At 59.3% G+C, this 11,734-nt stretch carries 10 protein-coding genes; all 10 read left to right on the top strand.

Going from position 1 to position 11,734, the window contains the following annotated elements; translation table 11 throughout:
• The first annotated feature begins 36 nt into the window (after positions 1-36).
• On the top strand, positions 37-1,098 hold the full coding sequence (locus ACSQ36_RS27430) for an FAD-binding oxidoreductase (RefSeq protein WP_436184958.1): 1,062 nt from the start codon (positions 37-39) through the stop codon (positions 1,096-1,098).
• 62 nt (positions 1,099-1,160) lie between these two features.
• Positions 1,161-2,246, top strand: a complete 1,086-nt coding sequence (locus ACSQ36_RS27425; RefSeq protein WP_213765374.1) for a toluene hydroxylase — start codon at positions 1,161-1,163, stop codon at positions 2,244-2,246.
• A gap of 66 nt (positions 2,247-2,312) precedes the next feature.
• Positions 2,313-2,666 (top strand): MmoB/DmpM family protein, encoded by a 354-nt coding sequence (locus ACSQ36_RS27420; protein ID WP_213765373.1) that lies wholly within the window; start codon positions 2,313-2,315, stop codon positions 2,664-2,666.
• Positions 2,667-2,763: 97 nt separating this feature from the next.
• Positions 2,764-3,783, top strand: coding sequence for an amidohydrolase family protein (locus ACSQ36_RS27415; RefSeq protein ID WP_436184399.1), 1,020 nt, complete (start codon positions 2,764-2,766; stop codon positions 3,781-3,783).
• Positions 3,780-4,562 carry a metal-sulfur cluster assembly factor gene (locus ACSQ36_RS27410; protein ID WP_436184398.1) on the top strand — a complete coding sequence of 261 codons (783 nt, stop codon included), beginning with the start codon at positions 3,780-3,782 and terminating at the stop codon, positions 4,560-4,562. Before ACSQ36_RS27415 ends, ACSQ36_RS27410 begins: the two co-directional genes overlap by 4 nt.
• A 44-nt stretch (positions 4,563-4,606) precedes the next feature.
• Positions 4,607-6,244, top strand: coding sequence for a molecular chaperone GroEL (locus ACSQ36_RS27405; protein WP_436184397.1), 1,638 nt, complete (start codon positions 4,607-4,609; stop codon positions 6,242-6,244).
• A 490-nt stretch (positions 6,245-6,734) separates the two neighbouring features.
• Positions 6,735-8,801, top strand: coding sequence for a sigma-54-dependent Fis family transcriptional regulator (locus tag ACSQ36_RS27400; RefSeq protein ID WP_436184396.1), 2,067 nt, complete (start codon positions 6,735-6,737; stop codon positions 8,799-8,801).
• Positions 8,802-8,997: 196 nt separating this feature from the next.
• Positions 8,998-9,420: a rubrerythrin family protein gene (locus ACSQ36_RS27395; protein WP_047897154.1), complete on the top strand. Its 423-nt coding sequence runs from the start codon at positions 8,998-9,000 to the stop codon at positions 9,418-9,420.
• Between the two features lie 209 nt (positions 9,421-9,629).
• On the top strand, positions 9,630-10,973 hold the full coding sequence (locus tag ACSQ36_RS27390) for a heterodisulfide reductase-related iron-sulfur binding cluster (RefSeq protein WP_436184395.1): 1,344 nt from the start codon (positions 9,630-9,632) through the stop codon (positions 10,971-10,973).
• Between the two features lie 24 nt (positions 10,974-10,997).
• Positions 10,998-11,579: a DUF3501 family protein gene (locus ACSQ36_RS27385; protein WP_436184394.1), complete on the top strand. Its 582-nt coding sequence runs from the start codon at positions 10,998-11,000 to the stop codon at positions 11,577-11,579.
• Positions 11,580-11,734 lie beyond the last annotated feature (155 nt).

Raw genomic sequence — 11,734 nt, 5'->3', positions numbered from 1 at the left:
AGCAGCACGACCGATACGCAATGGAAGAGGGATGCCATGCCGGAAACAATCGACTACCAGACGGTTCATATAGTGCGATTCGAGCCTGTCGGCGTCGAGATGGAGGTCGCGGAGGGTGAGACCGTGCTGGATGCCGCGTTCCGCCAGGGCATCTCGGTGATGCACGGATGCAAGGAAGGACAATGCAGCAGTTGCAAGTCCCTGTTGATCGAGGGCGACGTCGAGTTGAAGAAGTACTCAACCTTCGCGCTGCCCGACTATGAGCGTGAGACGAATCACATCTTGCTGTGCAGGACGCTCGCCTTCAGTGACCTGACGGTGGAACTGCTGAACTACGACGAAGACCTGATGCGCCGCTCAATTGCGGTGAAGGAATTCGGGGCAACGCTGACGAAGATCAGCGCGCTGACGCACGACATCAGGCTGCTCGAAGTGGAACTGGACCAGCCCCTGCGGTTCTGGGCCGGCCAGTACGTTGACCTGACCATTCCGGGACTGGACATCACGCGGTCGTTCTCCATGGCGAGCGTACCAAGCGAGCCAGGGGGCCAGACGAGCCTCGCGTTCATTATCAAGAAATACCCCACTGGTGCTTTCTCTTCTCAGCTCGACGACGGCCTCAAGCCCGGTGACCGGCTGGTGGCGAAGGGGCCGTACGGCACCTGTTTCCGGCGAGAGGAGCAGCCGGGGCCCATGGTGCTGGTGGGCGGCGGTTCTGGAATGTCTCCCTTGTGGTCGATCCTCAACGATCTTGTCCAGAGCGGCGAGCAAAGGCCGGTACGTTTCTTCTACGGCGCCCGTACCCGTGGCGACTTGTTTTATCTCGACGACTTCGCCGAGCTCGGAGCGAAACTACCGGACTTCCGCTTTATCCCGGCGCTTTCGCATGCTGAAGCCGGCGACGACTGGACCGGCGAGACCGGCTTCATTCACGAGGTGCTCGGACGGACCTTGCGCGAGGAAGCGCTTGCCGGCGAGATCGACGCTTATACATGTGGTCCGACACCCATGATCGACGCGGTGATGCCCGTACTGCAAATGGCCGGCGTTTCACCCGAGCGGCTTTATTTCGACAAATTTACCCAGGCCGTCCGCTGACCGGCCCGTCGCAGGGCTGCAGACCCGAAGTTCCGATAACTGAAAGACGAAGGAGGATCGACATGAGCACCACGATAGAGCAACCGGCACCGCTTGCATCAGGCGCGGCCGGCGCGGCCCAGTTCGCTGGCTGGGACAGTCGCAAGTACAACTACTTCGAGCCCAAGGGCCGCAAGGCGTCCCACTACGAGGACATGACCGTCGACGTTCAGCCGGACCCGAAGCGCTACTTGCTGCAGGACTGGATCATCTCGTTCGCCGACGGCACGCCGACCTATTCCGAAACATGGACCGCCGCCAAATGCACGGACTGGCACAAGTTCCGCGCGGTCGATGAGGAATGGGAGCGTACTCATTATCAACGCCAGTCGACGATCATCGGCATGATCAGCAGCGCTATCAGCAATGCCCGGCGCTCGGGGGCGGTAAAGCGTTTCGACAAGGCGTGGCTCAAGGTGCTGGAGCAGCATCTTGGCGCCTACAAGCATGCAGAGTTTGGTCTGGGTACCGCGACTATGCACGCGCAGCGCTACGGCGTGACGCAGATGATCAACAGCGCCATCCTCACGAATGCATCGTACAAGCTGCGCTTTGCGCAGGACCTGACGCTGTACCTGGGAGAAGTCGCACTGGACGCGCCGAATCTCGACCTCGACGCCGGCAAGTCACACTGGCTGAACGATCCGATCTGGCAGGAAACGCGCCGGGCAGTGGAGGCTATTGGCGGCGCAACCGACTTCCTCGAAAAGTACTTCGCGGTGAACGTGGTCTTCGAGCCTCTGGTGGCAGACCTGTTTCGCAGCGGTTTCATCATGCAGATGGCCGCGTCGCAAAACGACTTCCTGACGCCGACGGTAGTTTCCGCGGCCGAGGGCGACTATGAGCGCAACCTGGCTAACGCGGTCGAGCTGTTTCACATGCTTGCCAACGACCCGAAGCATGGGGACGCCAATCGAAAATTGTTCGGCGAGTGGCTGGAAAAGCACGGCGCCCTGGCATCCGAAGCGGCGAAGCACCTGCAACCGATCTGGTCGATTCCGCATGTGAAGGTGGTGCAATTCAACGACAGCCTGAATAGTTCGATAGAGCGTGCCGAAATGATCGCTCGCGAGATCGGCATTCATTTTCCACTGTCGATCCGGGCCTGAATCATCCCTTGGTGATCCTTTGTCAATCAGTTTGTAATCCGAGCTAACCGGGAAGAGGAGTACACGATGTCAGTGCATACCGACAACATCTTCAAGTCGATGAAGGACGTTCGTTTCGAGCAGACCATTTCTCATCAGTGCGGCGTCACCATGAACGATAGCGTCGAGGCACGCGCTATTGCGGATTTAATGGCGCAAAAGCCCGGCATCAAGGTGACCTACCTGCCCGCGATGATCCGTATAGACGGGCAGGGGAAGATCGAGTTCAAGATGAGTGAGATCAGTGAATCGCTTGGCCGCGAAATGACCCCGCATCTGTTCGAGATTTCCACCTCGACCCATTACGGGCGGATGGTGATGGTCGATGACGACACCGTCGTGCTGTTCGGCAATATGGATGACGCCATGGCTTATGAGTGACCCCTGGCCCTACCGTACCGCCACTCGCGACCGGCATTGCATGACCTTTGCGTGACATGTTGCCGGTCGCTTTTCGCACAACCATGGAGACAATGTCATGTATCGAACCACGGACGGTGAAGAGATCTTCATTATCGACGGGCACGTTCATCTTTGGGACGGCAGCAAGGCCAACCTGAAGAATGTGCATGGCCAGCAGTTCATCGACTGCTTCTATGCCTATCATTCAAACCTGAGTCCCAAAGAGTATTTGTGGCCCAAGGAGAAGTTCGACAAGTACGGCGAGGAAGCCATGTACAACGACCTGTTCGTCACAGGGTACGACGACATGGCGATCTGTCAGCCGACGTACCTGACGGACTTCTACAAGAACGGCTTCAACACCACCGAATCCAACTATGTGTTGAAGGGGAAATACCCGCATCGGTTTATCGTCAACGGCGCGTTCGACCCACGCGACGGCGAGGCCGGGCTCGATCGCCTGGACGAGTTGTCCGAGCGCTACAAGATCCAGGGCGTCAAGCTCTATACCGCTGAATGGCGCGGCGACAGCAAGGGTTACAAACTGTCGGACCCGGGCGTACAGAGATACTTCGAACGCTGCGAAAAGCTGGGCATCAAGAACATCCACGTCCATAAGGGCCCGACAATCCTGCCGCTCAACCGCGACGCCTTCGATGTTGCTGACGTCGACGATGCAGCGACGAGCTTCCAGAACCTGAACTTCATTGTCGAGCACTGCGGCTTGCCGCGCCTGGACGATTTCTGCTGGATCGCGACCCAGGAAACCAACGTGTATGGCGGCCTCGCGGTGGTGCTGCCGTTCATTCACACGCGCCCGGAATATTTCGCTCATGTGATTTCGGAGCTGCTTTTCTGGATCGGCGAAGACAAGATCCTGTATGGCAGCGACTACGGTATCTGGTCGCCGAAGTGGCTGATCGAGAAGTTCATGGCGTTTGAGCTGCCTGAATCCGTCAGCAAGGAGACCGGCGTTCAACTGTCCCTGACAGCGAAGAAGAAAATCCTTGGACTCAACGCGGCGCGGTTGTATGGAGTCGATATAGAAGCGCAGAAGAAGCTGCTGGCTGACACGCGTCAGACGGCCACGGTATGACCATCATGCGAGCCGAAGCGACGATTGAGCGGGCCGCGGAGGTGTGGGCGCGGCTCGGATCTGTTATCGACCCCGAGCTCGACGAATCGGTGACGGAACTGGGGTTCGTCACCCGCGTAGAGGTCGATAACGGCGGAGAGGTTCGCATCGATTTCAGATTGCCGACCTATTGGTGCGCCGCGAATTTCGCGTTCCTGATGGCTGACGACATGCGTATTGCCGTCGCGGCCTTGCCGTGGGTCAAGAAGGTCACGGTGGGGCTCGGCGAGCACATGTATGCCGACGAGATCAATCGCGGAGTCGCGGCCGGGCTGTCGTTCCAGGCTACTTTCGGCAGTGAGGCCAGCGGTGAACTGGAGGAAGTTCGCCGGACCTTCATGGTCAAGGCCTTCCAGCGAAGGCAGGAAGCGCTCCTGACGTATCTGCTGGATCACGGGCATGAGTCAGCGGTGCTGCTGCGCCTGAGCGTGGCGGAACTTGCCGCGCTGCCTTGCGATGCCGCGGGCCATCGCCTGGTCGTTCGCTATCTGGAACGACGCCCGGTCGTTGGATCGCATGCTGATGAACTGGCCTTCGTCGACCACGATGGCGAATTGCTCGATGCCGGCCAGATCCATGCTTACCTGCGCGCCTTGCGACGGGTTGGCGTCAACGCCGAATTCAACAGTGCGCTGTGCCGCGGTTTGCTGGCCACCCGATACGGCGCGGAATGCGTACCTCAAGTCGAGGTCAAACCGGTGCATTTCGTTCGTTCCATCGGTGTGGCCAGATCAACTTAAAATGGTTTGTCATCCGAACCAATCATAAAAGGAGACACGCAATCATGCCGAATATCATGTTGCACGACGATGAGGCCCGCATGGCGCTCGGCCGCGGAGTAGCCAAGCTTGCCAAGGCGGTACGCGGCACGCTCGGCCCCCGTGGGATGAATGCGATCATCGACCGGCCGATCGGCACGCCGATCATCTCCCGCGACGGCGTGAGCATCGCCAATGAGATCGAACTGGAGGACGTGTTCGAAAACATCGGCGCGCAGGTCGTCAGGGAGGTATCGAAGCAGACCAATGAAGTCGCCGGCGACGGCACCACGACGGCGACCGTCCTGGCCGATGCACTGGTGCAGGACGGCCTTGCCTGTCTCGCGGACGGGGCCAACCCGGTCGAGCTGGTCCAGGGCCTGGAGGCCGCTGTGACCGAAGTAATCGCGGCGCTCAAACGCACAGCAACTCCGCTGCGCGGAAGCGAGGAGGTGCGTGCCGTTGCCATCGTGGCCGCCAACGACGAGGTCACGGGCGCAATGGTGGCCGAAGCGCTGGAGCGGGTCGGTCCTGATGGCATCGTCGACGTCGAATATGGAACGACGGTCGAAACGCGCCTGGAAGTGGTCGATGGCATGGCCTTCGATCGTGGCTACCTGTCTCATCACATGGTCACGGACCTCGAAAGAATGCAGGTGGTGCTCGATAACCCGCTCATTCTGATGACCGATCAGCGGCTGCAGTCGGTGGAAGAGGTGGCGGCCATCCAGGCGCTCATAGCCGACAGCAAGCGCCCGCTGTTGATCATTGCCGAAGAGGTTGCGCCCGCCTGTGTGGTGAGCCTGCTCGCCTGGCGAGACAACGGCGGGGTCCCCGTGGCGGCTATCCATCCGCCTGAATACGGGCATTGGCGCAAGGCGATGCTGGAGGATATCGCTATCGTTACGGGAGGCCGGGTGATCGCCCGCGACCTCGGTGGAAAACTCGAGACCGCGGAACTGCGGGATCTCGGCAGCGCCCGGCAAGTACGCATTTCAGCAAACCAGACCATCATTACGGCCGGTGGCGGCGATCCGGTCGGCGTCGTTGCGCGTCGCCAGCAGGTGGCACGCCAGTACGAGATGGCGCCGGAAAATGTTGAACGGGACAAGTTCCAGGTGCGCCTCGCCAAGCTATCCGGGGGTACCGCAATGATCCTCGCCGGCGGGGCCACACCGGTTGAACAGAAGCGCCGGCTTCATTTGATCGAGGATGCGATCAACGCGGCGCGCGCGGCTATTGCCGAGGGAGTGGTACCCGGAGGAGGAATGGCGTTGCTGCGGGTGTCGTCCGAACTTGAAGGGATCGTTTCACGAACCCAGGGCAGTGTCCAGCAGGGCGCGAGACTGCTGCAGCGGGCCCTGACGAAACCGCTGTTTCACATCGCGACGAACTGCGGCCTGAACGGCGAGGCGATCGTGGCCGAGGCGGTGCGATCGAGACCGGGCATGGGACTCGACGCACGCACGGGCGCCTTCGTGAACCTGATAGAGGCGGGCATTATCGATCCGGTGAAGGTCAGCTATAGCGCGGTGCGCAATGCCGCATCGGTTGCGGGATTGATCCTGACCACCCAGACCTTGATTGCCAAGAAGCCGGAGACGATCGATCCCACGGCTGGCCCTGCGCTTGGCGGTGGCGCCGAATTGTTCGGCCGGAAATAATCGTTCTGTACCCGGTTGCCATGCGGATACCGGGTACAGAATTTAAAATAATTCGGAATGCGAATCAGATCGCGAAATTAACTTAAAATAATTTGGCAAACGCGCATTGCTGGTTGGCCCGGTTTCCGGCTTGGACTGGCTTACAACGCATCAAGTCCGCTTTATGTGAGCGCGTGGCGGGACTGAGCACGCTTTGTAATAGCGGGCTATTACGTCGATGACCGTTGAGTCATTTCCGCCAAGAATAGCGCTGCGAGGTCTCAGTCTGTGCCTGCTATGTGTCCTGCAAAAGAATAGTTGGTCATGTTGGCCGGGCCGTGTTTTCCCGAGCGGACCTGATCAAAAGCTAGGCATATACTAGTCCGTGGTGTTGCTGCCAGCTTACAGAATTGAATAGCGAGAAGCGCCAGCCGCAATACCAGAAAAGCGAGTCGCGACGAAGCCCGCCTTAGAAGGGTTTCGCGTTGACCAATCGCATCGGAGGAGACTTGTGGCGAGACACCAAATTGAGAATGCATCGAGTCCTGGCGATCAGTCTGTGATGCATGGACTGATGGCTCAGGCGCAGCGCGCCGACGTCCTCCACTCTGACCGCGACACCATGCGCGCATGGGAGCGTTTTCTGGCGGGCGAGTCATCAGTAGCGGTTCCCTCGGCTCTTATTGCATCCTGGCAACGTAGTCTCGCGTCCGGCGTTAATCCTTCTGCGAGCCTCGCGCCGTTCGCGGTACACGGCGACGCTGTCGACGCTTTGCGTTGGCGTCATCGGGAGTTGCTGGCGGCCGCCGATCGCCTTTTCGCCGCGACCGGGGATCTGTTCGCGGATTCACACTCCATACTGCTTCTGAGCAACCAGGACGGTGTAATTCTCAAGGCGGCAGGTGACCTGCGCACATTGACGGCCGGGGAGAAGATTCACTTGACGACGGGCGGCGACTGGCGTGAAGCGATGGCGGGCACCAACGGCATCGGCACCGCGCTCGCTACCGGTGAGCCAACCTATATTCATGGTTCGGAACACTTCTGCGAAGGGATCAAGTCCTGGAGTTGCGCGGCGGCGCCGATTTGCGAACCCGGAACCGGTGCGATCATAGGTGTACTCGATATTTCCGGTCCGCCTTCGACTTATCAGATCAATAACCTGACATTGGCGATTACGGCGGCGCGGCAGATTGAAATGGTGCTGGCCGAGCAGTCCGCCCGTCAGCATATGCGCCTATTGGCCTTTTGCCTGCAACGGCTCTCATCGTCCGACGCAGCGGGGATGATCGCCATCGACCGGCGCGGCCGGCTCGTACACACTACCGGCCGCGTGCCGCTTCCCGTCGGCATAGGAGAGCGGTTCCCCGGCATGGACGAAAGTTCCGCGGTGGCAGACTGGGCCCGGCACCTCCCGCAAGGCTTGCGTGCCGAATGGTTCAACCCGGTTGTCGTTGAAGGCAGCACGATCGGCGCAATGCTCGTTGTTCCCGCGATCCGGTCGCGCTCCCCCGGCAAGCGGACAGCCGAGCGCATCAACGTGCCAGGAAGCGCAACGGCTGGCGGTGAGACGGGTAGTGAGGCCGGAAGCGAGGCGGACCCGCAACGCAATTGTTTCGCCCAGATACTCGGGCAGAGCGCTGTCATGCTCGCCGCCGTCAATCGAGGCCGCCAGCTTGCCCGCAGACGCGTACCGGTGTTGATCGAGGGCGAGACCGGAGTCGGCAAGGAACTGTTCGCGCGCGCAATCCACGGAGAGGAAGGTGGTGGCGGATCTTTCGTCGCGTACAACTGCGGGGCGGCGTCGAAGGAGCTGATTGGCAGCGAGTTATTTGGCCACGTGCATGGCGCATTTACGGGAGCGACTGCAGAGGGGCGACCCGGCCGGTTCGAACTGGCCCACGGCGGCACCCTGTGTCTCGATGAAATCGGCGAGTTGCCGCTCGAACTGCAACCCGTCCTGTTGCGCGCGCTTGAGGAGGGCGTTGTCTATCGATTAGGAGACACGCAGCCACGGCGTGTCGATGTACGCCTGTTGGCGATGACCAATCGTAATCTGCATGACGAAGTAAAATCCGGCCGATTCCGTGGTGACCTCTACTACCGCATCAGCGTCACCCGCATACGAATCCCGCCGCTGCGCGAGCGGGATATCGACATTGATCTCCTGGTCGAACATTTCAACCGGCGACTGGCGCTCCGCCACGCGGTTCCGTTACGGCGGCTGAACCCCGAAGTCATGGCTGTGCTGCGCGCTTATTCCTGGCCGGGCAACGTCAGGGAGATGCGAAACATCATTGAAAACTTACTGTTGACGTCACGCGAAGAGGAGGTAGGGCTCGACGAATTGCCTGCGGAACTGCTTGCCGAAACGGTGACCGTCGGCATGGAGGAACCGGTGCCGCTTCAGTCAACCAGTCTGGAAGAAACAGAGCGCGCAGCCATTGCTCGTGCAGTGCATGGCGCTCATGGCAATCTCGCCCAGGCTGCCCGTTCGCTCGGCGTTTCCCGCAGCACGTTGTATAGAAAGCTGGAAATCTATCAATTGGAAAGCATTTTCAAACCAGCCATGGAATGACGGCTCCCGGGTTGTAAACGGACGGCTAACGGGCGGCAAATGGCTATCGGCGGGATTGAAAACTCCAATCGGGAACCCCGATTCACCTGCTAGATTTAAATGGGACCGTGCAGCTTCGCGCGACTGCATGGCGAGTCATCGAGACGACCTATATTACAACCGCGCATCCCCAATACAGGCTTGCAAGGAGGCTCAGATGTCGCAACTGAAGGGTTCGAAGACTGAAGAAAATCTGAAAGCAGCGTTCGCTGGCGAATCTCAGGCGAATCGTCGTTATCTATATTTCGCGGGCAAAGCGGATGTCGAGGGTCAGAACGATGTGGCAGCGCTATTCCGCTCGACAGCGGAAGGTGAAACGGGTCATGCGCACGGCCACCTCGAATATCTGGAGGCGGTGGGAGATCCTGCCACCGGCTTGCCGTTCGGGTCGTCGCGTCTGAACCTGCAAGCGGCGGTTGCCGGTGAAACGCACGAATACACCGATATGTATCCGGGCATGGCGAAGACGGCGCGCGAAGAAGGTTTCGATGAAATCGCCAACTGGTTCGAAACGCTGGCCAAGGCGGAGCGTAGCCACGCAAATCGCTATACCAAAGCGCTCGATGCGCTAGTCGACTGACGAGAGGCGCGTCGGCGGCAGCGCCGGCGTTCCTGGTACCTATCGCGCTCGCGGGTGTGGCCAGGCATGCGATGTCGTTTCGCAGGTTGCCGCTCGTGCCTGCGCGATGCGTAGGGCATGGCGCCGCGGGTCTGCATCCCCGCGGCACCTCTCGCACCTATCCGACGTCAACGCACAAAAGTAGAAAATCACAACAGGAGCATGATGTCATGCCCCATAAAGAAGGCAGTCTCGAAGCGCCCACGCGGTATCCGCTCGACTGGCTCTCGGACGGGTTCTACGACCAGGACGCGCTCGATCAGGAACTGGCGCGCGTCTTCGATATCTGTGCGGGGTGCCGGCGTTGTGTGTCGTTGTGCGGTGCGTTTCCCACGCTATTCGACCTGGTTGATGCAACCGATACAGGCGAAGCACACGAAGTCGACAAACACGAATTCGGCAAGGTGGTCGACCAGTGTTACCTGTGCGACCTGTGCTATATGACGAAGTGTCCCTACGTGCCTCCGCATCCGTGGAATGTCGATTTTCCGCATTTGATGCTGCGCGCCAAAGCGGTCGACTACAAACGCGGTGACGTGAAGCTACGCGACAAGTTTCTGTCGAATACCGATGCGCTAGGTCATTTCGCGGGCATTCCTGTCATTACGCAGACGGTGAATGCGGTCAATCACACTGCCGCAGCGCGCGGCCTGATGGAAAAGGCGCTTGGCGTAGACAAGGACGCATGGTTGCCTGATTTTGCGGCGCGTAAATTCCGCAGTGCAGCGAAAAAATCGAAGGTGTCACAGTCACAGGCGGTCACTGGAGAGCGTACGCCCGGTAAGGTCGCGATTTACGCCACGTGTTATGTGAATTTCAACGAACCGGGCATCGGTCACGATCTGCTTGCCGTGCTCGCTCACAATGAAGTGCCTTACGAACTCGTTGCCAGTGAAGCGTGTTGCGGCATGCCGCTGCTGGAGCAGGGCAACCTGCAGGGCGTCGCTGACAAGAAAGAAAAGAACCTGCCGGTGCTCGCGAAATATGCGCGCGAGGGTTATGCGATCATCGGCGCGATTCCGAGCTGCGTGCTGATGTATAAGCACGAACTGCCGCTGATGTTTCCCGACGATGCCGATGTGCGCGCCGTCAGCGCAGCCTTTTGGGACCCGTTCGAATACTTTGTGTCGCGTCATCGGGATGGACTCCTGAAGACTGACTTCAAGACCGGGTTGGGCCGGGTGTCGTATCACGTGCCGTGCCATGCGCGGGTGCAGAATATTGGCCGCAAGACAGCAGAAACCTTGGGGCTGGTGCCGGATACGCAGGTGAACGTAGTCGAGCGCTGTTCCGGGCATGCCGGCACGTTCGGCGTGAAAAAGGAGTTTCATCGCACGGCGATGCAGATTGGCACGCCGGTATTCAAGGCGATGGCACAGTCGCAGCCCGACTACATTTCGTCGGATTGTGCGCTGGCCGGCCATCATATCGAACAGGGGCTTGATGAAAATGGCTTGCCGAAGGCGGAGCTTGCGCATCCGCTGACGCTGTTGCGCAAGGCCTATGGTCTCTGATATTTCGCACTGCAAGGACATCCGATGAGCATCACTCGCCATTCGCTGTTGTCGCTCGAGAACTATTCGAAGTCGCGCATTACGATGCGCAATCAGGTGATTGAGCATAAGAAAGAGCGCACTGTGCCGCTAGGCAATCATGTCACGTTCCTGTTCGAAGATGAGTTGACGATCCGCTATCAGATCCAGGAAATGCTTCACATTGAAAAGATCTTCGAAGAGGAGGGTATTCAGGCTGAACTGGATGCCTATCTGCCGCTTGTGCCGGACGGCAGCAATCTGAAAGCGACGATGCAGATTGAATATGCGAACGAAATCGAGCGGCATGCGGCGTTGGCGCGGTTGATTGGCATTGAGGATCATGTGTTTATTCAGGTCGCGGGTGAACCGCCGGTGTATGCAATTGCTGATGAGGATCTGGAACGGGAGAATGAAGAGAAGACCTCGGCGGTGCATTTTGTCAGGTTTGAATTCACGCCCGCGATGAAGGCGCGTTTGCGGGACGGAGCCGCATTGCAGATTGGATGCGATCATCCGAATTATATGGTGCCTACGCAGACGATAGAGTCGCGGGCGCGGGCTTCGTTGTTGAAGGATTTGACATGAAAGGGAGGGGTGTGCGCGCTTAGGGGCGGGGTTGATGGTGGGGCGGTGGTTGCGGTGGTAGTGGTCCGGGGTCTATGCCGGGGTGTGTCGGTTCTGGGGTTAGTGGTCAGGGTCTATGCCGGGTTGGTGCTTTCAGCGTTAGCGGTCTGCGAGAG

Origin of the sequence: Caballeronia sp. LjRoot34, assembly GCF_964253815.1 — a bacterium.
Classification (GTDB): domain Bacteria; phylum Pseudomonadota; class Gammaproteobacteria; order Burkholderiales; family Burkholderiaceae; genus Caballeronia.
The sequence above is the reverse complement of the archived record's forward strand: the minus strand, read 5'-3'. Positions and strand labels throughout refer to the sequence as shown.

What these genes read in the sequence shown, in the direction of transcription:
- ACSQ36_RS27430 (WP_436184958.1), top strand. Translation starts at nt 37, where the DNA reads ATGCCGGAAACAATCGACTACCAGACGGTTCATATAGTGCGATTCGAG.
- ACSQ36_RS27425 (WP_213765374.1), top strand. Translation starts at nt 1,161, where the DNA reads ATGAGCACCACGATAGAGCAACCGGCACCGCTTGCATCAGGCGCGGCC.
- ACSQ36_RS27420 (WP_213765373.1), top strand. Translation starts at nt 2,313, where the DNA reads ATGTCAGTGCATACCGACAACATCTTCAAGTCGATGAAGGACGTTCGT.
- ACSQ36_RS27415 (WP_436184399.1), top strand. Translation starts at nt 2,764, where the DNA reads ATGTATCGAACCACGGACGGTGAAGAGATCTTCATTATCGACGGGCAC.
- ACSQ36_RS27410 (WP_436184398.1), top strand. Translation starts at nt 3,780, where the DNA reads ATGACCATCATGCGAGCCGAAGCGACGATTGAGCGGGCCGCGGAGGTG.
- ACSQ36_RS27405 (WP_436184397.1), top strand. Translation starts at nt 4,607, where the DNA reads ATGCCGAATATCATGTTGCACGACGATGAGGCCCGCATGGCGCTCGGC.
- ACSQ36_RS27395 (WP_047897154.1), top strand. Translation starts at nt 8,998, where the DNA reads ATGTCGCAACTGAAGGGTTCGAAGACTGAAGAAAATCTGAAAGCAGCG.
- ACSQ36_RS27390 (WP_436184395.1), top strand. Translation starts at nt 9,630, where the DNA reads ATGCCCCATAAAGAAGGCAGTCTCGAAGCGCCCACGCGGTATCCGCTC.
- ACSQ36_RS27385 (WP_436184394.1), top strand. Translation starts at nt 10,998, where the DNA reads ATGAGCATCACTCGCCATTCGCTGTTGTCGCTCGAGAACTATTCGAAG.